Annotated in this window: 20 protein-coding genes; 18 read left to right on the top strand and 2 right to left on the bottom strand. The window is 65.4% G+C overall.

Features of this window, described 5'->3' with window-relative positions; all coding sequences use genetic code 11:
* Nucleotides 1–31: 31 nt before the first annotated feature.
* Entirely contained in the window at nucleotides 32–1,669 is a 1,638-nt protein-coding gene (locus LVB77_RS19910) for an alpha/beta fold hydrolase (protein WP_232907933.1), read from the bottom strand.
* A 40-nt stretch (nucleotides 1,670–1,709) separates the two neighbouring features.
* Between LVB77_RS19910 and LVB77_RS19905 the strand changes: the two genes are divergently transcribed.
* Nucleotides 1,710–3,419 carry a sensor histidine kinase gene (locus tag LVB77_RS19905; RefSeq protein ID WP_232907932.1) on the top strand — a complete coding sequence of 570 codons (1,710 nt, stop codon included), beginning with the start codon at nucleotides 1,710–1,712 and terminating at the stop codon, nucleotides 3,417–3,419.
* Nucleotides 3,407–4,108, top strand: a complete 702-nt coding sequence (locus LVB77_RS19900) for a LytTR family DNA-binding domain-containing protein (RefSeq protein WP_232907931.1) — start codon at nucleotides 3,407–3,409, stop codon at nucleotides 4,106–4,108. Before LVB77_RS19905 ends, LVB77_RS19900 begins: the two co-directional genes overlap by 13 nt.
* A 98-nt stretch (nucleotides 4,109–4,206) precedes the next feature.
* Here the strand turns inward: LVB77_RS19900 and LVB77_RS19895 are convergent, their stop codons facing one another.
* A complete protein-coding gene (locus LVB77_RS19895) occupies nucleotides 4,207–5,175 on the bottom strand; it encodes a LysR family transcriptional regulator (RefSeq protein ID WP_232907930.1) in 969 nt (322 codons plus the stop codon).
* On the opposite strand from LVB77_RS19895, the gene LVB77_RS19890 reads away from it, so the two are divergent.
* The 16 genes from LVB77_RS19890 to LVB77_RS19815 all read left to right on the top strand — a co-directional run bounded on the left by LVB77_RS19890 (nucleotide 5,154) and on the right by LVB77_RS19815 (nucleotide 25,044).
* Nucleotides 5,154–5,642 carry a lipocalin-like domain-containing protein gene (locus LVB77_RS19890; protein ID WP_232907929.1) on the top strand — a complete coding sequence of 163 codons (489 nt, stop codon included), beginning with the start codon at nucleotides 5,154–5,156 and terminating at the stop codon, nucleotides 5,640–5,642. The two genes, LVB77_RS19895 and LVB77_RS19890, sit on opposite strands and share 22 nt — an antisense overlap.
* Nucleotides 5,643–5,797: 155 nt before the next feature.
* Nucleotides 5,798–6,274: a hypothetical protein gene (locus tag LVB77_RS19885; protein ID WP_232907928.1), complete on the top strand. Its 477-nt coding sequence runs from the start codon at nucleotides 5,798–5,800 to the stop codon at nucleotides 6,272–6,274.
* 253 nt (nucleotides 6,275–6,527) lie between these two features.
* Complete coding sequence (locus LVB77_RS19880; protein ID WP_232907927.1) at nucleotides 6,528–6,797, top strand: hypothetical protein; 270 nt, start codon at nucleotides 6,528–6,530, stop codon at nucleotides 6,795–6,797.
* A 9-nt stretch (nucleotides 6,798–6,806) separates the two neighbouring features.
* Entirely contained in the window at nucleotides 6,807–7,196 is a 390-nt protein-coding gene (locus LVB77_RS19875; protein WP_232907926.1) for a VOC family protein, read from the top strand.
* Nucleotides 7,197–7,345: 149 nt separating this feature from the next.
* Nucleotides 7,346–7,747 carry an NAD(+)--rifampin ADP-ribosyltransferase gene (gene arr / locus LVB77_RS19870; protein WP_232907925.1) on the top strand — a complete coding sequence of 134 codons (402 nt, stop codon included), beginning with the start codon at nucleotides 7,346–7,348 and terminating at the stop codon, nucleotides 7,745–7,747.
* Nucleotides 7,748–7,824: 77 nt separating this feature from the next.
* Nucleotides 7,825–8,130 carry a cupin domain-containing protein gene (locus LVB77_RS19865; protein WP_232907924.1) on the top strand — a complete coding sequence of 102 codons (306 nt, stop codon included), beginning with the start codon at nucleotides 7,825–7,827 and terminating at the stop codon, nucleotides 8,128–8,130.
* Between the two features lie 262 nt (nucleotides 8,131–8,392).
* Nucleotides 8,393–8,893, top strand: coding sequence for a DinB family protein (locus LVB77_RS19860; protein WP_232907923.1), 501 nt, complete (start codon nucleotides 8,393–8,395; stop codon nucleotides 8,891–8,893).
* Nucleotides 8,894–9,101: 208 nt separating this feature from the next.
* Entirely contained in the window at nucleotides 9,102–10,145 is a 1,044-nt protein-coding gene (locus LVB77_RS19855) for a peptidoglycan recognition family protein (RefSeq protein WP_232907922.1), read from the top strand.
* A 40-nt stretch (nucleotides 10,146–10,185) separates the two neighbouring features.
* Nucleotides 10,186–10,503: a hypothetical protein gene (locus tag LVB77_RS19850; RefSeq protein ID WP_232907921.1), complete on the top strand. Its 318-nt coding sequence runs from the start codon at nucleotides 10,186–10,188 to the stop codon at nucleotides 10,501–10,503.
* Between the two features lie 16 nt (nucleotides 10,504–10,519).
* Nucleotides 10,520–10,771, top strand: a complete 252-nt coding sequence (locus LVB77_RS19845) for a hypothetical protein (protein WP_232907920.1) — start codon at nucleotides 10,520–10,522, stop codon at nucleotides 10,769–10,771.
* A gap of 572 nt (nucleotides 10,772–11,343) precedes the next feature.
* Complete coding sequence (locus LVB77_RS19840) at nucleotides 11,344–13,584, top strand: S8 family peptidase (RefSeq protein ID WP_232907919.1); 2,241 nt, start codon at nucleotides 11,344–11,346, stop codon at nucleotides 13,582–13,584.
* Between the two features lie 260 nt (nucleotides 13,585–13,844).
* Nucleotides 13,845–14,786: a hypothetical protein gene (locus tag LVB77_RS19835; protein ID WP_232907918.1), complete on the top strand. Its 942-nt coding sequence runs from the start codon at nucleotides 13,845–13,847 to the stop codon at nucleotides 14,784–14,786.
* A 1,141-nt stretch (nucleotides 14,787–15,927) separates the two neighbouring features.
* A complete protein-coding gene (locus LVB77_RS19830; RefSeq protein ID WP_232907917.1) occupies nucleotides 15,928–17,103 on the top strand; it encodes a PIN domain-containing protein in 1,176 nt (391 codons plus the stop codon).
* Between the two features lie 126 nt (nucleotides 17,104–17,229).
* Nucleotides 17,230–17,517: a hypothetical protein gene (locus LVB77_RS19825; RefSeq protein ID WP_232907916.1), complete on the top strand. Its 288-nt coding sequence runs from the start codon at nucleotides 17,230–17,232 to the stop codon at nucleotides 17,515–17,517.
* Between the two features lie 601 nt (nucleotides 17,518–18,118).
* The gene (locus LVB77_RS19820) at nucleotides 18,119–19,777 is read left to right on the top strand and encodes a DUF6438 domain-containing protein (RefSeq protein ID WP_232907915.1); all 1,659 of its coding nucleotides are present in this window, start codon (nucleotides 18,119–18,121) and stop codon (nucleotides 19,775–19,777) included.
* A 455-nt stretch (nucleotides 19,778–20,232) separates the two neighbouring features.
* Nucleotides 20,233–25,044, top strand: a complete 4,812-nt coding sequence (locus LVB77_RS19815; protein WP_232907914.1) for an RHS repeat-associated core domain-containing protein — start codon at nucleotides 20,233–20,235, stop codon at nucleotides 25,042–25,044.
* The last annotated feature ends 10 nt before the right edge of the window (nucleotides 25,045–25,054 follow it).

Raw genomic sequence — 25,054 nt, 5'->3', positions numbered from 1 at the left:
CGCCGGCTTGCGCCGACGGCACGTCGAACCCTTAGAGTTCGGACTTGTCGGTGACGAACACCGGCAAGGGCACGTCCACCGATTCGTCGGCGACCGGTCGGCCGGCAAGGAAATCGGCGAGGTTCTCGGCGATGCGCGGATTGCCCAGCCACAGCTCGTTGTCGTGGCTGGCGCCGCGGACCAGCAGCTGCTTGCCCTGGCTGAAGCCGGGCAGCAAGGCCTGCGCGTTGGCCTGCGGTGTGCGCCCATCCAGCGTGCCGCTGACGAATAGCACGGGCACTTCGCTGCGCAGCGGCGCGCGGAATGCATCGCCCAGATCGACCAGCCCCAGGCCGTCGGCCAGTTCGGGGAAGGGGAAGTTCAATGCGTCGCCGAACAGGCTTTCGCGCGCCTGCGCTTCGACCAGCGCGCGGCGCTGCGGACTCTGGCCGGAGGCCACATCCATCGCCAGCGGCATGGCGCGGAACCGGCCCAGCTCCTCGCGCACCATCAGCACGAAGCCGGCCAGCAGGCTGTAGTCGCCGCTTTCGGCTTCACGCAGCATCAGCGGCAGCATGCGCTGCGAAGCGCGCCGGCCGAGCGCAATAGCGATCGCGAGCTTCGCATCGTACTCGCCGATGACGACTTTTCTGCCGTCGTGCATGGGGCTGGCGCCTTGGCCGGGTTGGCGACGCAGCACCTCCAACACGCGCCGGGCCGATCCCTGCAGATCGTCGAAACCGTCCTTCCGGGCGACTACGGCCAGATCCGCCAACAAGCGATCCGCGGCCAGCGGCAACTTGATCGTATCGTCAGGCCCCTCGCTGCCCATCAGCACCACGCGTTCCAGACTCGTGCCGTGTCGGCGGACCGTGGCCAAGGCCAGGTGCGTGCCGTAGCTCATTCCCCACAGGCTGACGCGCTTCAGGCCCATCGCGCGTCTCAGGTCTTCGATGTCGTCGGCGCTTTCGGCCGTGGTATAGGCGGCCAGGTCGACGCCGCTCTTTCGCCATTCGGCGATGCATCCCAGGGCCGTTGCGCGCAGCGCCACCAGCGCGGTGTCGCGCTGCAACGGCTGGGCGTCGTCGAAGCGGTGCGCTTGCGAGCATTCCGGCGGCATTTCCGAAAAGTCCGTGCCGCGCTGATCGAGCAGCAGCACGTCGGTCTCGCGGCGGATGCGGTCGAACACCGGCCAGCGCGGCCCGAGTGCCGTCCCGAAACCGGAGCCGCCCGGCCCGCCGGCCAGATAGACCACGGGTGCGATACGGCCGTTGCCGCCGGTAGCGGGCAGGCGAACTACCCGCAGGCGGATGCGCGGCCCGTCGGGCTCGCTGTGCCGGCGCGGAACCTCCAGAAAGGCTTCCTCGGCCGCGATGGTGCCATTGCCCTTGGTTTCCATGGCATAAGGCGAGAACACCAGCGGTGTGCGCGCGCCGCCGGCCAGCGCCGGTGCCGCACAGGCCAGCGCGATGCACATCGCTGCGAGCCTTCCGGCGCGATGGAAGAATGGACGACGCTGGCCGAGGACGAGAAGCGATTTTCTGGACATGGCGGACTCCGGTGGGCAGAGGATCGGGACGTGGACGAGGCCTGCGCTTCTCTCGAAAAGGTCAGGCGGCCGTCGCCGCGGATGCCAGCATCTCCTTCGATACGCCGTCCGATTTGCGCGCGTCCGCCGAACAGCTCCCACGGACCGTCCAGCGTCTCCATGCAGCCGATAAGATGGATGCATGCAGAACCCGCGCACCTTTGCCGTACTGGCCGTATTGCTCGCCGCCGTCGCCGCGTGGCTGCTCGTTTCGGCGCCCGACATGGCGACGGTGCGGGTGCTGACCGGAGAAATGGCGCCCGCGAAGCTCTCGGCGTCCGGCGACCTGCCGAAGCAGCCGCCGGCCGACGCGGATTGGCGCCCACTCGACCAGCAGGTTCTGGCGGGGTGGCGCGAACCTTACTGGCTGCGCTGGCGGGCCGACGCACCCAAGGCGCGTAACGACGCCGACCGCGCATTGCGCTTCTCGCTGCGCGGAGCCAGCCGGCTCTACTGGAACGGGCAGCCGTTGGCCGGGAACGGCACGGTGGGCCGCGACGCCGCGCAGGAGCGTCCCGGCCGCATCGACATCGTCCGCGTGCTGCCGCCATCCACGTCCGGTGCGGCGGACGAATTGATGGTGCTCGCGTCCAGCCAACACCAGGGCTGGCAGCTGCGTAGCGCGGACGCCTTCGCCGTGGTGGCTCCCGCCGAGCTGCTTTACCGCCAAGCCATGCGGCCGTGGCTGATTGCGGCTTTCGCCACGGGCGCGCTCGCCGCCGCCTATCTTTATTTTCTGGCGGTCCAGTGGCGCCGCCCGCGCATACCGGGCGCCCGTCTCCTGCTCGCGCTGTGCGCCGTCGGATTGGCGTTGCCGGTGGTCGAGGGCTGGCGCCCGCTGCTGGGGTATGCCTATCCATGGCATGGCCCGCGCCTGCTGGTTCTGTTGGCCCTGCACGCGGCGGCGGCATTGCTGCTGCCGGCCTACCTCGCGCGCCATTTCGACGTCGCCGTGCGTCTCGGCGTGCGCATCGCCTATCTGGCGGCAGTCGCCGCGGCCGTGGTGTTCGTGCCCAGCTTCGATGCGCGTTCCGCGGCGGTGCTGCTGCTGAGCCTGCTCGCCTCGGCGGGCTTGTTGTGGCGCGTGCGTGGCGCGCCGGAAGAACGCGGGCCGATCCTGGCGCTGGTGCTTGCCGGCGCGTTGGCGATGGCGTTCGCGCGCAATGCCTTCCTCGATGGCCCGTACTTCCTGATGCTGGCCGTGCTGATGGGCTTCCTGCTATTGCGCCACGCGGCGCAGCTGCGCGCCCTGGACAGCCACAACGCGAGGCTGCGCGAAGAGCGCGCCCAGCTTTCGCTACAGCTGCTGCAGCGGGGCATCCATCCGCACTGGCTGATGAACACCTTGACCTGCCTGCAGGAGTTGATCGAGCAAGCGCCGCCTCGCGCAAGCCGTCTGGTCGAGTCGCTGGCCGAGCAGTTCGACCGCCTGCGCGACAGCAGCACCCGCCAAAGCGTTCCGCTGGAGGACGAACTGGCCTTGTGCCGCAATCACCTGGACATCGTCGGCCTCGCATCGGATCAGTCGATATCGTTCGAGGTCGATGCCCAGGACACCGGATTGTCGCTGCCGCCCGGCATCCTGCACGCCCAGGTCGAGAACGCGCTGACCCACGCCGGCGCAGGCGCCTGTGCGCAGCATCCGTTCCGTCTGCGCGTGCGCCGCGAGAGCGATCGCTGGGTGCTGGAACTGCGCAGCGCCCGCGGTTCGGCGCCGCACCGTGGCCGCGGCACCGGCACGCGCTACATCGAGGCCAGCCTGGCCAGCGCATATCCCGACGCTTGGCGCTTTGTCCAAGGCGTCGATGATTCCGATTGGTGCGGTCGCATCGAGTTCACATGCGTATCCTGATCGTCGAGGACGAACCGCTGGTGCGCCAGCGTCTGCTGCGCCTGAGCGCGGAGCTGGCCGGTGCGCGTGCGCGTTTCGATGCGGTGGCGGACCTGGAGTCGGCCGGCGACCGGCTCCAGCGCAACGTCTACGACGGCCTGTTGCTGGATCTCAACCTGGAAGGCGAAGACGGCTTCGAGCTGCTGCGGCGCGCGGTATCCGGACGCTACCACTGCGTGGTGGTTTCGGCCCATCGCGAACGTGCGCTGCAGGCGTTCGAGTACGGCGTGCTGGATTTCGTTCCCAAACCGTTCTCGCGCGAGCGCCTGGGGCAGGCGCTCGAACGCCTGCTCGACGTCGGCCGCTACTGCGCGGGCCGTGCCCGCTACCTCGGCATATGGCGGGCACAGGGCACGGCGCTGGTCGAGCTGGCCGATGTGGTGTGGATCCGCGCGGACGGCGACTACAGCGAGCTGCGCATGCGCGACGGGCGCAGCGAACTGCACGACAAATCCCTTGCCGCCCTAAGCGGCGTGCTGCCGCCCGATTTCGTGCGCTGCCACCGCTCCTACCTGGTCAACCTGCGCCATGTGCGTACCCTGCATGCCGGTTCGGGCAGTCGCTACTGGTTGGGATTGAGCGACGGCGCGGAGCTGCCCGTGGGTCGCTCCTATGTCGCGGCGCTGCGGCGCGCGCTCGCGCTTGAGTGAGCTCATGATCGGGCCGCATCGCCTGGTCTGAGACCAAGGCCCGTCGCTGTCCCATGCCTGCAGCGGACATAGCCGACGGTCGCCGCGATCCGGCTGCGCTACTGAAACGCCAACGTGAGCACGCGCAAAGCCTCGCGCGTGCGGCGGTCGCTCAGATTGCTGTAGAGCATCACGTCCTGCGAGCGCATCGGCGGCAGCGCCAGCAGGCCACCGACGTCCACCGTGCCCGCTGGCGCCGCGCGTCGCGCCAGCACCGCCACCGCCAGGCCGGCGAGCGCGGCGGCGCCCAGGATCGCGGCGCCCTTGCCGACGAAGACCTCGCGCCACTCGATGCCCGCGCGATCCAGCGCGCGCACCGCATCGGCACGGACGCGGCAGGATTCGCCCTGCGTCGCCAGCGGCAACGGCTGGCCGGTCTGCGGTTCCCAGCCGGCCGCGGCGAACCAGGAAAAGGTCTCGATCCCGACGGCCCTGCCGCGTTTGCCGCGGTCCTCGGGGCGCAGCACCAGCGCGGCATCGAGCGTGCCGTCCTCAAGCTCACGCATCAGCTCGCCGGTACCGGCGATACGCATCTCCACCAACAGGCTCGGGTCATGGTCGCGCACGCGCCGCAGCAGCAGCGGAAGGTCGCTGCCGACCAGCTGCTGATTGATGCCGATCGCCAACCGCCGCTGCTCGGTTTCGAAGGCGGTGGCCGCTCGGTCGTGGGACGACACCAGTTCGCGCGCCACGCCGAGAAACGCCAGCCCCTCGGCCGACAGGCGGACGTGCCGCGGCGTGCGCTCCAGCAAGCGGCGGCCGAGTTGCGTTTCCAGCCGCTGCAGCTTGAGGCTCACCGCCGATTGCGTGGTGCCCAGCACGTCGGCAGCGCGGGTGAAGCTGTGCAAATCGGCCGCCAGCAGGAACGCCCTGACCGCATCCACGTCCATCGCCTTCATGCGCAGAGATTCGATTTTGAAATGGCAGATATCCTTGTAGATCAGTTTTTCGTATCCATCAAGCGGCCTAGCATGAGGTTCCGACCCGACCCATAAGGACCACCGCGATGAACAAGTTGACCGGCGCACTGATCGGCATGCTGGCGGGATTGGCCGCTCGCGATGCGCCGGCGCCCGTGTTCCCCCTGCAAGGCACCTGGACCTTGGTCGCCGCCGACCAGCGCCTGCCGGGCGGCAAGACGGCGCGGGACTACGGCGAGCACCCGAAAGGCCGGCTGGTCATCGATGCGCGGGGGCGTTACTCGCTGCAGATCTTCAAATCCGAACGCCTGTCTTTCGCCCGCGGCAGCAAGGCCGACGGCAGCGCCGACGAGTTCAAGTCCGCGGTCATGGGCAGCAGCACCCACTACGGCACCGTGACCATGGACGAACGCGCGAAGGTGCTGACGTTCGCGATCGAAGGCTCGTCCTTCCCCAATTGGGAAGGCACGACACAACGGCGCCAGTACCAATGGGACGGCGCTACGCTGCGCTACGAGGTGCCGCCGCGGGCGGACGGCAGCGTCCCGATCTCCGTGTGGCGCCGGGTCGAATGAGGTCGCCGGCCGATCTGCGGATCGGCGTATCCGCCGCCGGAAAAGGCTGGCATGCTGACTGTGGAAGCGGCGGTTGCAGTCAATGCGGATCGCCCGGGGCACCTTTCGAAGGGGTGGGGTGGGGCATGCGGGTGTGGTCATGGGGATTGCTGTGGATGGCGCTGGTGCCGATCGCGCCACTGCATGCGGGCGAAGTAACCACGCTGAAGCTCGTCATCGCAGGTGCCAGCCAGGGCATCGTACCCGTGATCTGGGAATCGCCGGGATGCGAGCACGACAAACTAGGCTCGGTGGACATCACCGTAGGCGAGCGCGTCAGCGAGATTACCCAGGATCCGAACGTGCCCACCGTCGAGTACGGCCGCGCCATGGCCAAGCTCGCGCGGGCCGCCGGCGATAGGGGCGCCAACGCCGTCGTGCTGCGCTGGCACCAGGGCGTGTACTTCACCTTTCACGGCAAGAAAAGCCGGAAGCCGGTGTTCATAAGGCTGCGGGGGGCTGCGATCCGTCTCTCGTCGGAGGCGATGGCGCAGTGCGATCTGAAGCCCGTGACGGTGGCCGATCTGGAGGATCGCTCGCGCAGAGGCAAGCCGGTCAATGCCAATGCGCGGGATGTGTTCGCGAAGGATTGAGTGCCGTCCAGGCGGGTACGGCTGGCGCCGATGCCTGCCGGAGGTTGCGGACGGCTAGCTGCGCGCCCATGACGGAGATTGCTGCGGCGCGGCAGAGGCCGGCCGCGCGCAGGCCTACAATCGTGCGCGCGACAGCTGTCCGCTCAGCCGTGGTCTCACGCGTCAGCGCACACCGGAGGCTTCAATGCGACGTCTCGCTCTTGCTGCAGCTCTGCTCCTGTCCTCGACGGCCGCTTGCGCGTCCGAGTGGCTGTTGATCGTTCCCACCGATACCCAGGCCCAACACTTCATTCTGGAAGTAGGCGGCAAGTGGCCCGGTCGTACCGTCGTCAGCAAGCGCGTGGCCGCCAACGGCGCCCGTTATTCGAAGCGCTTCTACGACTGCCTCAACCACACCGTCAAATATCTGGGCACCGGCGATACGCTGATCGCGATGACGCGCTCGAACGCCGAGCCCGACATGACGCCGGTCAAAGCGCGGTCGGTGGCCGACTATCTGGAGCAGGAGGCGTGCAAACGCTAGGAGGCGGCAATGAAACGCACCTGGACCATCATCGGCGTGGCCGACGTCGCGCGCAGCTACGGCTGGTATCAGTCGCTGTTCGGCCAGGCCGCGACGGCGCCCGCGCACGAGTACTTCGGGCAGATCCTCGATGAGGACGGGACGGTGTTGATCTGCCTGCATCGATGGGGATCGCACGAACACCCGACGCTGACCAGTCCCGAACGCGCGCAGCCGGGCAATGGGCTGCTGCTGTTCTTTCGTGTCGACGATTTCGATGCGGCCTTGCGGAGGGCGCGCGCGCTGGTGCCGCAACTGGAAGAAGAGCCGAACGTGAACCCCAACACCGGCACGCAGGAATTCGCGCTGCGCGATCCCGATGGCTACTACGTCATGGTCAGCGCTTTAACGGCGGCCTAAGCGCCGCGCGCCGCATTCAGAAAACGAAATGGGAGGCGCCATGCGCCTCCCACAACCAATTTATACAACGCATGGGGGCTTGCGGCAAGGCCCGGCCCGTGGCGCAGCATCGCCAGCCTGTCGAAACGGCAGGACATCGGAGCGACGCGATGACGGATGCACCCATCTACTACCACGGCACCAAGGCCGACCTGCGCGCGGGCGATCTGATCGCGCCGGGCTATTCCTCCAACTACGGCCGCAGGAAGCAGGCCGCCTTCGTCTATCTGGCCGCCACGCTCGAAGCCGCCATCTGGGGCGCCGAGCTGGCGGTGGGCGAGGGGCCCGGCCGCATCTACATCGTCGAACCCACCGGGCCCATCGAGGACGATCCCAACCTCACCGACAAGCGCTTTCCGGGCAACCCCACCAAGTCGTACCGCTCGCGCGATCCGTTCCGCGTCGTCGGCGAGGTCGCGCAGTGGACGGGGCATACGCCGGAGCAACTCAAGCAGATGCACGATCACCTCGACGAGCTCAAGCGGCGAGGTGTGGAAGCGATCGAGGAATAAGCATGACGCTATTGTTCAGAATCCCCCACAAGCCGGCGCCGATTCGGGCGCCGGTCCCCTACCGCAGAGGCCGCCGCATGCGCACCGGAAATCTCTACGCCGACGCCGACCCACCCGCCGATGGCGAGCGCTTCGAGACCTTGCTTGGCCACCGGAACCTGGTCGTGGAGCGCATCGTCAGCTCCGCCAGGATCGCGCCCTGCGAGTACGTGCAAACCCAGGACGAATGGGTCGCGATGATCCAAGGCGAGGCCACGTTGGACGTCGGCGGCGCATCGGTCGAACTGCGCAGCGGCGACTACGTGTTCCTGCCGGCCGGCACGCCGCATAGTGTGCGACGCGTGTCGGAGGGCGCGCTGTGGCTGGCGATTCATCTGCACTGATGCTGGGAACTGCGTTGTGTTTCCGCCGTGGAGCCGTCGACGTTAGCCGATGCTGCAGCTGCGCTGCGCGGGTCCGGTACGCGCTATCGCAGCGGTGTGGACGATCTTCTTCGCTACTTGAGCGGAAGCGGCGGCCACGTACGGCGCGGACACGCGCGGCGCAGGCGCTTTCGACGGCTCCATCGCGCTGCGGTCAGCGGAGCAGTGTCCGTGACGGGCTTTGCGGCTTAAAATCGGTCCCGGCCCCGCACGCAGACCGACCATGAGCATCGCCACGCTGCAATCTCTGTTCGGCTACAAGGCCTGGGCCAATGCCGAGTTGTTCGCACTGCTGGCCTCGGTGCCGGCGACGCATGCCGACCGCGTGCATGCCTGCATCCGCACGCTCAACCACGTCTACGTCGCCGACTGCATCTTCCGCGCCCATCTCAGCGGCGCGCCGCGACCGTTCGACGCGACCAACACCCAGGACACGCCAAGTCTGCAGCAGTTGCAGGCCGACGTGCAGGCATCGGATGCGTGGTATCTGGATTACGTGTTCGGGCTGAACGAGTCGTCGGCGGCCGAAGTGCTGGATTTCCAGTTCACCGACGGCGATCGCGGCCGCATGTCGCGCGAGGAAATGTTGCTGCACGTGGTGACCCACGGCGGCTACCACCGCGGTAACGTGGGCGAGCGCCTGGACGCGATCGGCATCGCGCCGCCGCGCGACCTGTACACCAAGTTCCTGCATCTGAGCGAGCCAGAACGTCGCGGCGACTGACCGCCGTCACCGTCGCGTCACCGCGGCACACCAGGCGTGCCGCAACGCAGCGCATTCATTCGCTCGAATTGACAACGCGTTCGGCGCCGTGCTGGTATGAATCCGGCGAGCGTCATCGGCTCCCGGCCGAGGGCGATCACCGAACGGATGCGGGCCGGCGAGTTGCGATCGGCCCGATCCTGGTCGCATCGATTCAAGGAGGATCGCGATGACCCAGCCGCCCGAAGTTCGCCTGCCCAGCGACCCGCTGCACCCCGATCACGAGATGTACCAGCGCGTGCTGACCGGCGTGCAGGATCTGCGGCGCTGGACGCCCGAGCAGAACGCCAACCTGGCCGCGGCGCTGTACGCGGACATCCGCAGCGAACAGCCGCATATGCTGGCGCGCGATATCGGCCAGATCGTGGCCGGCGATCCGGCCGCGCCGCAGCCGTCGGTATTCGCCCTGCCCAGGGCGGGCTACCACACGCACAATCCCGATCCGGCGGCGATGCGCTTCAGCGCTTCGGTGGACGCCACCTCACGCCCCGCGCAGGAATCGCTGGCGCCGTTCGGCCGCGAAACCACCATCGGCCGCGACGGCTATCTGACCGATGCCGGCATCACGCGCACCCCGGTGGCGCAGATCGAGCACGGCGTCATGGCCCAAGTGAACGGCATCGTCCTGCACCGCACCGATTCCACCACCGCCGCGAGCACGTTGAACGGTTGGCGCACCGGCGCGGCGGGAACGGGCGCGCATTTCCTGATCGACAAGGACGGCACCATCCACCAAACGGTGAGCGTGGATCGTCAGGCCTGGCATATCGGTCCGATCCGTTCGCGCGGCGAGGTCGAGGGCACGATCACGCCCGAGGACCAGCGCGAGATCACCGCCGCCCGTGGCGGTGTCGCGGAGTGGCGCAGGAGCGCGGTGCAGGCGGTGCACGGCATCGAATCCACGCGCCCCTATCCCGAGCGCTATCCCACCAATGGCGACAGCGTCGGCATCGAGGTGGTGGGCGATTACAACGAGCGCACGCGCACCTGGGATCCGCCGACGGCGGCGCAGACCGCGTCTATCCAGCGGCTGGTGGGCTCCCTGCAGCAGAATTTCGGATTGAACGACCATGATGTGTACCAACACGATGTCATCTCGCGCAAAACCGCGGGCGAGGGCGCGGGCCTGTATACGCCTGCCGCGCCGGCTGTTCCTGCTCCCACTCCCACTGCTCCTGGCCTGCCAGCCGCACCCTCGGGCCCCAGCCGATAGCGCACGGGCCGACCTGACTGTTCTTGACGTATCGGCGCCGGTGTACCAACCGGCCGCCGGCGCGCGCCACACGGCCAGCGAAGCGACCATGTGCAAGGCGTGGGTGCTGGACCAGGCGCAGGCCGAGTCGTTCTTCCGTCTCAGCAAGCCGCTGCGCGAGGGCGAGCGGCACGATTTCGACTGGTTGCCGTGCTCGATCAAGGGACGTCTGCGCGAGAGCGGGCGGGAATGGGCGTTCGAGATCAATGCAGCCGGCACCAGCGCCTGGATCGACGGCGAGGAGACGCGCTCGTTCGGCTGTTCGCAGGCGCAATGCGAACCGCTGGTGATCCTGATGCCCGATCCGGCGGCTCAATAGCGGCGCCGGCAACGCCGTGGCACGCACCGACGTCGTCGAACGCCAAGCCGCGGCCGGGATACTCGAAGCGCTGGAAGGCTCGGGCCTGGAGAAGGTGGTGGACGAATCGACCGGCGGCGCCCAGCCCGGCGACTGGAGCTGGAACAAGGCCTACGCGCGTATGACCGCGGCCGCGGTGGACAGCGGGTTCGACGTAGCGAACGATCCGCTGCGCGGAACGATCACGCTGGACGCGTACGTGCGCGATCTGGTGAATCGCGACCGCTAGCGACTGATCCCTCCGCGTTCCAACGTGTCTAACCTGACGATGCGCTTATGCCGCGCACGGCATTTCAAGGCGTCTTTGGCCGTCGCGAAACAAGGCGAGACGACAGTAATGTGTGCTTCGTCACACGACGCTACGCGTAGTAAACGTTTTTCATGGGCCGCAGCCGCGTCACGCGTCGCGTTGTCCGGCACGCCGCCGCTTCCGCGTTGGTTAGTTGCACAGGGACAGTGCAGCAAGCCATGGAGGCTATCCGCGCAAAGCGACCGCGCCAGTCGTAGTGCCATCGCCGTTCCGGCGATGTCGTCCGCAGTACGTATCGGGTCCACGGACCAATAACCCCCAGTCATGCATGCGCAGCGGGCTTCAAGCCCGTCAGGGCGAAGCCTTGCCGTCCCTATGCCGAATCGTCGCGCAACGACGATGGAACGCCTGTGCCCAGGCAAACCCGAACCATCATGGAGAACAGCATCATGGAGAGCAGGACGAGTATCGAAGTAGGGTGCATAGGAGCCTCACCAAGGCGGCGCGGCCAGCGTATCGCCACCTGGCTCGCAACGGGGCTGGTAGCCGCGTTGCTGCCCTTGGGCGTCAGCCAGGCCCAGACGATGGCGCCGTTGATCAACGAGCACGCGCCCAAGCGCATTCCCGGTCAGTACATCGTGGTCTTCAAGCAAGGCATCGCCGTCAAGTCGGTGCAGACCTCGCAGGACCGCGTGCGCGCGCTGGGCGGCAAGATCGGCCACACCTACACCGCCGCCTTGCGCGGCTTCAGCGCGACGCTGCCGGACAACGCGGTGCGCAGCCTGCGCCAAAACCCGGAGGTCGCCTACATCGAGGTCGACCAGGTCGGCGATCTCAACGTCATCCAGCTCAACCCGCCGGCGGGCCTGGATCGCACCAGCGAACGTCTGTTGCCGCTGGACTCGCGCTACACGTACAGCGAAACCGGCAACAACGTGCACGTGTACGTCATCGACACCGGCATCCGGCCGACCCACAACGAAATGGTCGGGCGCGTGTCGGGCGGCACCAATACCATGAACCTGGCCGCCGGCACCAACGACTGCCACGGTCACGGCACCCACGTCGCCGGCACCATCGGAGGCACCACCTTCGGCATCGCCAAGCAGGCCCTGCTGCATCCGGTGCGCGCGGGCGACTGCGCCAACACCTACCTGGCGCCGGTGATCGCGGCGGTGGACTGGGTCACGGCCAACCGCGTGCTGCCCGCGGTCGCCAACCTGAGTTCGGGTTTCTCGCCCAGTCCTACCCTGGACACGGCGATCGCCAACTCGGTCGCCTCCGGCGTGACCTACTCGGTCGCGGCCGGCAACAACAACGGCGACGCCTGCAACATCTCCCCGGCGCGCGCGCCGTCGGCGATCACCGTGGGCGCGATCACCCCGACCAACGACACCCGTGCCGGCTTCTCCAACTGGGGCACCTGTGTCGATCTGTTCGCACCGGGCGTGAACACGCTGTCGGCCGGCATCGCCAACGACGCTGCGACGGCGGTGATGTCGGGCACGTCGATGGCGGCCCCGCACGTGGCCGGCGTGGCCGCACGCTATCTGCAGATCCATCCGGCATCGACGCCGGCGGCGGTCTGGGCGGCGCTGCATAACGCCAACAACACGGCGGCCACGCCGGGTTGGCCCGGCGTGATCAATCGCGGCGCGGGTTCGCCGAACGAGCAGCTGCACTACGGTTCGCTCAACGACGGCTTCAATGATGGCGACCCACACATCACCACCGTCAACGGCCTGTATTACGACTTCCAGCCCGGCGGCGAGTTCGTCGCCTTGATGGGCGGCATGGGCATGGAAGTGCAGACGCGGCAGACCGTGGTGCCCAGTGCGCCGTGGGTCAGCGTCAACACCGCCATCGCCGCGCGCGTGGGCAGCTACCGCGTCACCTGGGTGCCCAACCTCAGCGGCGTGCCGGACCCCAGCGGCCTGCAACTGCGCGTCAACGGCACCCTGGTCAGCCCCGGTCCCGGCGGCATCGGCCTGGGCGTGGGCGGCCGCGTCAGCAAGTACGGCAGCAACGGCATCCAGATCGACTTCCCCGACGGCACCACGCTGATCGCGACCTCGAACTGGTGGCCCAACCAGAGCCAGTGGTACATCAACGTGCGTGCGTACCACACGCCCGCCACCGAAGGCATCATGGGCGTGCTGACGCAGGGCGAATGGACCCGCCCGGGCTTCGTCGATTCCTGGCGCGTGACCGACAAGACCACGCTGTTCGACTATGCCAAGGAAGACTCGACCGGCAACTACCGCAAGGATCCCTTCCCGGAAGACAAGATCCCGCCGATGAAGCCCGAGAACGTCGAGCTGGCGCGTCGCGTTTGCGAACCGCTGCAGGACCGCAAGATCCGTGGCGACTGCGAGTTCGACGTCGGCACCACCGGCGACGAGATCTTCGCCAAGAGCGCGCAAGAGAGTCAGAGCGTGCAGCGCGGCGGCACCAAGACCTCGCTGGGCGCCAACGGCAAGGGCGACGGCGTGATCCTGACCGCCACCGTCGCGCGTCTGGCGCGCGGCCAGGAAACCCCGGTGGGCGCGGTGCGCCTGATGGCCGACGGCAAGGACATCGCCGAACCGGCCAAGCTGGACAAGACCGGCCGCGCCGACTGGACCGTGTCGGCCGAGTCCATTAAGGGTCTGAGCGTGATCGCCGTGTACGTACCGCCGCGGGACAGCGAGTTCCTGGCCAGCACCAGCGGCGCGTTGGAGTATGGCCGCGAGGCCAAGCGCATCGCGACCGATCCGCTGGCCGATCCGGTTTATCGGCGGCTGTCGAAGTGAGCGCTGTGCGGTATCCCGGCGCTAGTCGCGCTGGATGAGGTAACTCCGCGCAGGCGGGGGCGCCCGGGCATCGTCGAGAGGCGGTGTCCGGGCGTATTCGTATGGGGCCTGAAAACTGAGGGAAAACGCCCGCCTGACCTCGCTCCAAAACCGGGCGTATGATGGCCCGGCCCGCCGCGAATGGAGCCGGGGCAAGCAGGGTCCACCGGCAGGCGCAGTACGCATGAAACGCCGATCCACCCCTTCAGGGAGGAAGTGGGATGTTCAAGCGATTCCTGGATATCTTCCGCGACGATCCGCCGCCGAACCCGCCGCCGGCCCAACAGCCCGCGCCGCAAGCACCGCAACAAGCGCAGCCGCATCACGCCGCCGTTCCGCCGGTGCCCCCGCCCGCCGCCGCGGACGCCGCCGTGCCGCTCGATCCCGCTAACCCGCGCTTCGCGCTCGATGACGCCGGTCAGCAAAAGCTGATGAAACTGAATCAGAACGATCGCCAGGATCTGGTGGCCGCGTTCAAGCAACCGGAGGACTACATCAACGTGCGCGGCATGACGCTGCAGCACCTGATGGACCTGCCCGACCAAGAACGCTCCGGCCTGCTGCGGGCCAGCAAACAGTTCGGCGCGCTCGAACCCGCCGAGCGCACCGGCGTACTGCAAGCGCTGGACGACCCACGCAGCTTCATCAGCCTGGCCGAGATGGACGTGGGCAAGATCGCGGGCCTGTCCCGTCAGCACCGGGACATGCTGCTGAGGCAAAACCAGGATTTCTCAGCGGCCACACAAGGCCACTGGACCGCGGGCCCGCGCACCGACGAACAGGCCCAAGCGCTGGGCAATCAGTTCTTCACCAGGAACATGCTGCACCTGTACGGCACCGTCGGCTTCAGCAACCAAGTCCCGTTGAACGAAACCGCGCGCTACCAGCACGCCTTCGTCAACGCGATGAAACAGGGCTTCGTGGCCCCAAACCTGCCGCCGGGTGTGCCGGAGGGCTTTGATCTATCGACGTTCAAAACCCTGCCCAGTCAACAGGTCGAGGCCATCCGCGACACGCTGCGCAACTGCCCGGCCAAACAGATCGTGATGACCGCGCAGACGGTCGGCACCAATCTGGGGTCGGAGCTGACCATGGTGGGGATGGGAGGGGATATCAAGGAGCAGCGGAAAGCTCAGGCGCCTGGGCATGGGCCTAGTATGTAGCTGGGTGCTTCAAGGCAAGCGCTAACTATGTTGCTGGTCAGACGCAGGGCGGCAGCGACTGATGAGCGAAAGTCCCCCGCCAAGCAGTTTCCGCGGCAGCCGACTGCGGCGCCTAGTCATGGGCCCATCAAGTAACGCGGGACTTCGAAGTTGGAGCTGATAGTCGTGGCGCTTCTAGGGTGATGGTCAACACGAACAGAGGAATAACCTGACTCTATTTACTGGCCGGGCTGCGCACCGATCCGCACGTTGAAGTGCTAGGCCGTTAGTCATTCAGCAGGAACATGCTGCATCTATATAGAACGATCTTTTAGCGCTTCTATGAAAGTGGCTCGGCCCAACTCTCACACCCAACACGATTGACGAACTCTTGTTCTGGATGAAATAGCATTTTCTTGATGAGATTGGGGGGCAAGTTCTGTGTTGAGTAGTGTTCAAAATTGTTATCACAATCTTCTAGTAGTCCGGCAGATATCAAATCGGATCGTGCTATGAAGTCCACAAGCTTGGCTGGTGATGGCAGGAATGCCACTGGTACCTCAGCTTCAACCAATGCAGGCCGCCCAATGCTACGAAGAACTGAGCTAGTTTTCGGGCTATGTGTGTGAGCCCAATACAATGCTTCGCCACCCCAATGTCTAAGTAGGGCTCCAGAAGCGTGTTCGTCGGGGAGCGGTTCGTAGAATCCAAGCCATATCATCCCAGTACGATTTGGCCTGCCGGCTTGGTGAGTGGCCAGCAACTCATTGGCATGGGCGCGACTTAGAAGGCCCTTAGTAACGGCATTCTCAACACGATGATGCAAAAGGTCAGGTGTAGACACTCTGAGTCCATTCAGTCTTATATCTTCTGCCTCCCATTCGAGAAGCCGAGTTAGGTGCCAGCCGTGCAAAGCATATGGCAATAGAGCTTCTGCGATATATTCAGCGGCTGCATCGTAGGCCGAGGCGCGTCTGGAGTTTTCGCTCTTAAACCAAGCGGAAAATGTGGGGCGAGTTGATTCCAGTGCTAGCCGCAGGGCCGAAGGCCAGGAGTGAGGCTTCGCAATGTCAATCAAGTATGTGTGCGAACTGGATTCTAGACGGTTCATGCGGGCTGTCAGTTCAGCGAGATATTGGACGATTCACTGGGGAGGAGTGTGGTGAAAGGTAGCCAACAACTTGTTGAAGGTTCAATGAGCGATCTGCGGCGTCGTGTAGAGAGTGGTGAGATTGCAGGGGTGTCTATCGATACAAGCTATTTCAGAGGCAGCAATTGGGGCTTCGAGCATGGTGTTCTGAAAAGGCTTCGCCAGTTCAGTGGAGCAACTACGAACCTCATTCTTAGCGATATTGTCGTAGGAGAGGTAAGGAAGAACCTGCTTGATGATGCGACCAACAGCTTGGCTAAGCTGAAGAGGGCAATGAAAGAATTGTCTAACGCTTGGAACGTAGATCGAGCGGCTCAAGACCAGTCAATCGAAGGGTTGCTGAAAAAGCAGTCTCCTCAAGAAGCGGTCGAGAGTCGTATGGCGCTATTTCTTGAGGTCACAGAAGCTGTCGTCGTTAAATCAGATGGCTTTTGCGATGTCGCAGAGATAATTAGTCGTTACTTTTCAGCTCACCCGCCGTTTGGGAGTTCGAGCGATAAGAAGAATGAATTTCCAGATGCGTTTGCACTAACATCTCTTGAGGAGTGGGGCAGAAGGTGTGAAAAAAAGATAATTGTAGTGAGCGCTGATGGCGATTGGAGGGCTTACTGTGATCGGTCCAAATGGTTGATTCGGGTTGATGACTTGGCGCAAGCATTGTCATGCTTTCAAGTTGAGTCAGATAGCTATATTTTGAACGAAAAGATGCAGGGCAAAGATTTTCAGGGTGTTTTATCGCTAATTCAGGTGGAGTTGGACAAGAATGCTTCTGTTGTAGATTTTGATATCGAGGCAGATTCACAATTTCATTATGATATTGATATAGATGACGTCTCTTTGAGTCTTGTGGAGGTTAGGGATTTTCGAGGAAAGAAGTATTTTAGTGTTATCGATTCTTCCGAAAGAGAAATCACCGCGCAACTGTACTTGACAGTGTCTGCCGACGTTGAGATAAGCGCGTCATTCGAAAAGTGGGATGGCATCGATAGGGAATACATCTCTATGGGTGGTGGTCAATTCAAAATATCTGAAGAAATTGATGTGGAGGCGATCCTCGTTTTCGATATTGATAGAAGCAGTGGGGTGGCTGAGGTGCAAAGTGTAGAGCTTGTTCCCACGACTCAGTGCATTCGCATGGGAGAGATTGAGCCCGATTGGATGAGTGACGGGCCTGAGGATGAGTATTGATGCCAAGGGCCCTTCAATTTGTGTCAGGCTTGAATTTTCGGCGGGGCGTACTTGATCTACCCCAAAATGGGTTATTCGACTTCATGGTTTAGGCTCGATCCGATCTAACCCCGAAAGGAGTCGGCGATGCCCCGAGCCACCGCTTACAAATCCCATCCGGCCAACGTCAGGCAGGCCGATGCCGCGCTCTACGAAGCTGAGGTGTTGGTGCGGCAGCACGCGCGCAGCCTCGGCGTCTCCGTCGCCTACTTCTACGCCGACAACGACTTGTTGGCCGAGGCGATCCTGGCTTTCGGTTTGCTGGCCGAGCCGGACCGGCGGCAGGCCCTGCGCGACATGAAGGCCAAGCTGGGCTACGGCACGGACGACGAGGGGGACGGACGCAAGCGGGGCCGGGTGGGGAAGGCGCGCTGAGCCAGCGCTTAGCCTTCGTGGCCTTAGCCGAAGGGCTCGCTCAGTTCGCGAAAGCCGCTGCCGGCTTCGCGTAGGTCTTTCCGGTCTTAGCGAAGCCATCGACGGCCTTCCGGAAGGCCGCGCGGGGATTCGCGTAAAGCGCCGTGGGCTAAACGAAGGCCTTCGCCGCATTCCGGAAAGCCGATGAGTCTTTCCCGAAGCCCTCCGACCGATTCGCGAAGGGCGGGATCGCTATGGCGAAAGCGCGCGAGTCCTTCCGGAAGCTATCGGGCGCTATCGGGAAGGATGAGACCTCATTCCGGAAAGCACTGGCCGCCTTCCGGAATGTATTTTTTATTTACCAATGGTGTTTTCTGGCACATGCGAGCTGCGTCCCGTGCCAGCCGGCTTCATCGGACGACTAGGTGGTTTCATTGGGACGCCAGCTTGAGTAGGCCCGCTAACCCCTCCGGCGGTGCTCGGGCGTTGTCGCATACAGGGGCCGCGTTCTTTGGGGCGGTTAAGGCCTGGCGGTCGGGTAGGCTTCGCTCCGGGACGTGGTATGCCCGCGTTGATGGGCGGTGGCTAGGCGCGGCAAGGGTTCGAATCTCATGGGGGTGCAATGAAAGCGTGGGTGCTTGCGGCCGTGGTCGCTTTGGCGGTGTCGCATACGACGGCGCAGGCGCCGTCTGCCCGCGTGGCGACGGCGTCGGTCATTCCGGCGTGCAAGGTGGCGCAGCGCATGGGGTACTCGCCCAGTGCGGAGGAGGTCGCCGCGCACCGCCTATCCGATGCGCCGGCGATCCGTTATCCCTATGGCACGGCGATGCCCCGCGGCTGGTGGGGTTTCGAGCTGACGGTGCGGGTGGATGCGGGCGGCCGCGTCGTTTGCTACGGCGATCAGGACGAGTTCGGCAGGACGCAGACGTTGAGTGCGCCGCGACGGGCGCTGTTGCAAAGCCTGCGCTATCGGCCGTTCCAGCGCGACGGGCAGGCGGTCGATGCGGTGTTGACCGAGGATGTCGCCGAAGAGGAGCGGCCGCAGCAGCGACGCCCGCTGCCGGTGGTGCCGTTGGACCAAGTGCGTATCGTCTTGACGCGTGGCCCCTGCTTCGGCGACTGCCCCAGCTACCGCGTCGAGCTGCGCGGCGACGGGCAAGCCGTTTACGAGGGCAGTGCCTTCGTCGATGTGGAGGGCCGGCATGCCTATCGGGTGCCGCCCGAGCGGGTGGCGGCGCTGGTCGACAGCCTGCGCGCCAAGGATCTGTGGTCGCTGCGCACGGGCTATCGCGCGCGCATCACCGACAACCCGACCTATGTGCTGAGCCTGACCTTGGGCGATCAGACCCACGTCATCGAGGACTACGTCGGTGAGCGCGCGGGGATGCCGCGTGCGGTGTCGGCGTTCGAGCGCGAAGTCGACGAGGCAGCGCGCTCGCAGATGTGGCTGCAGTTGACGCCCGAGGCCGTGCAGCGGTTGAAGTCGGAAGGCTTCGACTTCGCCTCCACGGCCGGCGCCGATCTGCTGGCGCGCGCCGTGGCGAGCGATGGCGACCAAAAGGAAGCGGCCCTGCTGGAACTGATCGCGCTGGGTACGCCCACCGATCCGGCCCGCCGTACGCCCCAAGAGACGGTATGGGGTGCCGGCCCGGCCGAGCCGATCGTGATGACGGCCCTGAAGCGCGGCCACGTGGCGCTGGCGACGGCGCTGATCGCCGACGGCGCGCTGCAAACGCAAGGGCGCACCGACCCGGGCAAGTTGGACGAAGCCTTCGCCGCCGCCGTTGCCGGCGGCCGCTTGGCGGCCGTGCAGCGTGTGTGGGATGCGGCGGGCGGCAGGCCGTATCCCTCGTTGAGCTTTCTCGACACTTCCGCCGATAGCGAAAAGCCGGTTTCTAAGCGGGTGCCGGTGTCTCTGCAATTGCATCAGCAGTACGCCTATCCGAAGCAGTCGATAGACGGAGTGGGTATCGCGCGATGGTTGGCGGAGCGCGGTTGCGATCTCAAGGCCCATGGGGCCAGCGGCGACACGCTGCTGCACAACGCGACCCGGGCCGGCGATGTGGAACTGGTGCGTTACCTGTTGGATCAGGGCGTGGACCCGTCGGCGCCCGGCCGGTTCGGCTTGCCGGCATTGGGTGGTGCGCAGGACGAGGAGGTCGCGCTGACGTTGTTACAGGCAGGCACGGACCCGTCGAAGCTGAGCGACTTTCAAAGGTACGTCGACTACAACCGATGGACTCGGGTCGATGCGTGGCTGAAGGCGCATGGCGGGCGCTAGGCAGGTGCGCGACCTTGCGCCCGGGCTTGCGATCCGTCGGCACACTTAAAGCGGTTCGAAACCTAAAGTTGCGAGGCGGGTGGCGGCACTTGACGCCGCTATCGGCACTGGAGAAGCTGGCTTCGCGTCGCACCCGGGCCCGTCCCGCGCAGCGACACGCAGGAACCGCTGCAGCCCACAGGGGAGCTAGGCAGTGATGCATACGGAGTGTGGAACGGCCCGGCCTACGCCGCAGGCCTTGTCGCAACGGCTAGGCGCACAGTGCGCCCGCGTCGCGCGTTTGTCGCGGCGCTGTCCGAATTCGCCCGCAGGCTGCTGGCTGCCGCGCTCGCGCAGCCCGCGCTGATCGCCCTTTACTGCACCACCATCGACCGCGCGCGGCGCCTTCGCCGCCGTCGATGCGCCGAACCGGTTCACCGCATTTCCCGCAGCACCACCAACGGAAAGGGGATGGTATGGGTTTCGTAGGAATGGGCCACCGCCGCACCATGGCTGCGCGCATGCGCTGGGCCGCGGTCGCGCTAGCGTCGTTGTGCGGGCTGAGCGGCGCCGCCGCCGCGCAGGAGGTCGGGCAGCTGTGGGTCAGTCCGTGGGCGTTCAACGGGCCGCATACCAACGAGCGCGCCGTGCAACAGGACTTGGAGAGCCTGCATGCCGCCTCGCTGCCCTACGGCCCCTTTAGTTTCGAAGTGACCAAGCAGACCGTGCTGAGCGACCGCACGATCTACCAGTACGAGTTCGAACGGGTGCCGCCGGTGGTGGGCGAGTGGAGCCATCACAGCCTGCTCGACCCGCCGCAGCCGAACGCGACGCTGCAGATGGTCGTGGACCAGATCAAGCAGCGCCTGGACGCGGACAGCACGGGGCAGGGGTGTCCTGCGTCCACGGTGGTGACCGTGTCGCCGAACTGGCAGGTGGACAGCAGTTGGGACAACGGGCAGAGCCTGAACGAGAACACCAGCTACACCGCCAGCTACGCGGTTGGCTCGCCCGGCAATTGCACCAGCACGAACGAGAACGGCTCGATCCTGCGCAACCGCTCCATTCAATGCCCCAACATCACCGTGCATGCCTGGAGCGCCGCCAAGCAGGCCTGCGCCGGCGTGCCGGGCTCGGAGATGGTCTATGCCAGCGACCCGCCGCGCGTGTGCCCGTCGGAGGAAGGCTGCCAGACCACCAGCGGCGCCAAGACCGAGGCCACGCGCGATTTCGACCTGGGTTGGGTGAGCTTTCAGCGCAGCTACCACTCGGGCGGTTCGGCGGCCGCCAGCGGCTTCGGCGGCGGTTGGACGCATTCGCACAATATCCGCTTGGCCATCGGCATCGACCCGGCCAGCGGCAATTCGACGCTGCATTATGGGTTGATCGAGGGCAACGGCGCGCACGTCGCCTACAAGCCCGTCGGCGCCGCCTATGAGGCGACCGACGGCAGCGGCGACCGCCTGCTCGCCTCCGGTGCGCAATGGAAACTCTACCGCGCCGACCGCGTGCTGACCTTCGATGCCGAAGGCCGTTTGCTGGAGCAGCGCTACGACGACGGCACGTTCCTGAGTTACAGCTATGACACGCTCAAGCGCCTGGCGACCATCGCGCACAGCAGCGGGCGCGCGCTGGAATTCGCCTATGCCTCGGGCAAGGGCGCCGCGCCGGTGGCGTCGATCAGTTCCGGCGGCACGGTGCTGGCCAGCTACGGCTACACCTCGCTGGGGCAAGTGCAAAGGGCGACGTATCCCGGGGGCGCGCAGCTGGGCTACCACTACAGCCAATCCAATGCGCCCATGTTGCTGACTGGCGTCACCGCCGAGGACGGCCGCCGCTTGAGCAGCTACACCTACGACGCCAAGAGCCGCGTGGAATTCAGCGAGCTGCAAGACGCGGGGGGCGGCCTGCTGATCGACTACAACGCCAACGGCACGGTCAAGGCCACCAACGCGATCGACCGCGAGAACGTCTACGCCCTCACCGCCACGCCGCCCAGCGGCGCGCCGCGCAAAGTCGCCTCCGTCAACAACGGCGTCGGCACGCTCAGCTACACCTACTACCCCGAAACCACCGACTTCCGCCGCCGCATCGACACCGTCACCGACCGCAACGGCACGGTCGCCAAGCACCAGTACGCTGAGCTCACCGACGCCGTCTCCGGCCTGCTGGTCAGCGCGCATACGGTCACCGAGGCCCAAGGCACCGCGCAGGCGCGCACCACCGAGCAGCGCACGGAGCTGGCGACCAACCGCGTGCTGATGACCCTGACCGGCACCCGCGAAACCCGCATCACCCGCAACGCGCGCCAGCAGGCGACCGCGATCACCGTGCGCGACACCGCCACCAACGCCACCCGCACCACGGCCTACGCCTACTGCGAGGCCGCCGACGTGGCCGCCAGCAACAGCACCTGCCCGCTGCTGGGCCTGCTGAAATCGGTGGATGGCCCGCGCACCGACCTCAACGACGTCACCGCCTACGCCTACTACCCCAGCGATGACACCAGCTGCGCATCGGCACCGGCCACCTGCCCGCACCGCAAGGGCGACTTGTGGAAGACGACCAATGCCCTTGGGCAGGTCATCGAGGTGCTGCAGTACGACGCCCAAGGCCGCGTGCTGTCGCTGCAGGACATCAACGGCGTGGTCACCGATTACGAGTACCACCCGCGCGGCTGGTTGATCGCCACCAAGGTGCGCGGCCCCAATGCCGCCAGCGAAGCCGACGACCGCATCACGCGTGCGATCTACGAGGCCACCGGCCTGGTCCAGCGCCTGACCCAGCCCGACGGCAGCTACGTCCAGTTCACCTACAACGCCGCGCAGCGCCTGACCGACGTGACCGACAACGCCGGCAATACCATCCACTACACCTTGGACGAGGCCGGCAACCGCATCAAGGAAGAGACCAAGGACAGCGGCGCGGTGCTGCGCCGGCAGCTGTCGCGTCTCTACAACAGCCTGGGCGAGCAGACCCAGCACAAGGACGCCGGCAACCACATCACCGGCACCACCTACGATGCGGACGGCAACCCCAACCTGGTCACCGACCCGCTCAGCCGCGTGGTCGATCATGATTACGACCCGCTCAACCGGATCTCGCGCACGGTGCAGGACCCGGGCGGCATCGCCGCCGAAACCACGTATCAATACGACGCGCTGGATCAGGTCACCCAGGTCACCGATCCCAAGGGCTTGAACACCGGCTACACCTACAACGGCTTCGGCGACGTGACCCAACTGGTCAGCCCGGACACCGGCACCACCGCGTACACCTACGACAGCGCGGGCAACCTCGGCAGCCGCCTGGACGCCAACGACGCGCAGGCGCATACCTACGCTTACGACGCCCTCAATCGCCTGACTTCGGTGTCGATGCTGGCCACCAGCGGCGGCAACGACATCGTCTACCAGTACGACACCTTCAACACCGGTTGCGGGGACGATCCCGCGTTCGCGTTCGGTCGCATGACCGGCACCAACAAGAACTTCGGCGCCACGATGCGCTACTGCTACGACCGTTTCGGCCAGGTCGAAACCAAGATGCAGATCGTCGGTGGTCGGTTCTTTGTGGTGAACTACACCTACACCGCCGCCGGCGACGTGAAGTCGATCAACTACCCCGACGGCGCGGTGGTCGACTACGTGCGCAATGCCCAGGGCCGCATCACCGAAGTCGGCGTGACCCCGAATGGCGGCAGCCGCATGGTGCTGCTCAACCAAGCCGGCTATGCCCCGTTCGGCCCGGCCGTGGGTTGGGTCTACGGCAACGGCCGCACCCTGGCGCGCCAGCACGATCTGGACTACCGGCCCGCCACGATTCAGGACAACGCCAGCGGTGGCCTGTCGCTGCACTACGGTTACGATGCCGCCGGCCAGCTGACCGAACTCAAGGACGGCCTGCAGAGCGCGTTCCTGGCCCGCTACGACTACGACAACCTGGGCCGCCTGACCATCCTGCGCGACGGTGTCAGTAGTACCCCGATCGAGACCTACACCTACGACGCAACCGGCAACCGAACCAGTCTGTTACACGGCGGCTATACCAAGCCGTTCGCATACGCCAGTAACAGCCATCGGCTCAGCTCGGTGGATGGTGTGGCTCGTACTTACGACGGCGTGGGCAACACCACGGCCATCGGCGGCACGGCCAAACAGTTCAACTACGGCGAAGACGACCGCCTGCGCAGCGTGCAGCAGAGCGGCACGATCGTGCGCAGCTATTCGTACAACGCACTGGGCGAGCGCGTGCTATCGACCATCCCAGCCGTCGCCAGCAATCCCGACGGCAGCGGCGGCACTCCGGCAGTGAACACCTACACCGTCTACGACGAATCCGGCCGTTGGCTGGGCGACTACGACACCAACGGCGTTGTCCTACAGCAAGCGATCTGGCTGGACGACCTGCCGGTCGGCCTGCTGGCCGGCGCCGGCGCCAACCAGAAACTCCACTACATCGAACCCGACCACCTGGGCACTCCGCGCGCCGTCATCGACCGCACCCGCGACGTGGCGATCTGGACCTGGGAACTGAAGGGCGAGGCGTTTGGCAACAGCCCGCCGAATCAAGACCCGGACCTAGACAGCGCGGCGTTCGTGCTGGACATGCGGTTCCCGGGGCAGCGGTATGACGCGGCTAGTGGGCTGAATTACAACTACTTCCGGGATTACGATCCCGGGAGTGGGCAGTATGTGCAGTCTGATCCGATTGGACTGGCGGGCGGAATCAGTACTTATGGTTATGCTAGTGCAACCCCCCTAAGCAGCTCTGATTTTCTTGGCTTAAGAGCGCGCGTGTGCAGAGATGGGAACAAGATCGCAATCTCCCAGCCAATCAACTTTGAAATTGGCCCAGGCGTAACTCCTGAGGCAGCAGCTCGTCCGTTCCGAGAGGCGCAGAAGGACTGGACTGGCGTAGTCGGGGAGTACCACGTAAGACTAAGAATTACAGACGGCAGGGGGGACCCTAACGCCGTACGAGTTCGCATAAATCACTATGTACCTGGGCCTGGAGACGCTATAACCATGAACAGTTGGCACGTGCCAAATCCTGGTGACGGCCGGTCTTGGACAACCTTCGATTGGTCTGTCTACGCTCATGAGGTGGGCCACGATCTCCTTGGGTTTCCCGGAAATGTTGAGGGGCGACCGGGTCGAAACACCGTAATGGCTAGAAGGGACGGCGCTGGTCCGGCCTTTGTGGTGTCGCAGTTAGATGTCGAATTACTTCTTCAAGGTCTAAAAGTAGACCATGGCAAATGGGGGAGCTGCGGATGCGAATGGTAACTTTACTGAA

The sequence above is a fragment of the Lysobacter sp. 5GHs7-4 genome (assembly GCF_021284765.1).
Classification (GTDB): domain Bacteria; phylum Pseudomonadota; class Gammaproteobacteria; order Xanthomonadales; family Xanthomonadaceae; genus Lysobacter.
Note: the sequence above shows the minus strand (reverse complement) of the source record. Positions and strands in the feature narration are given on the sequence as shown.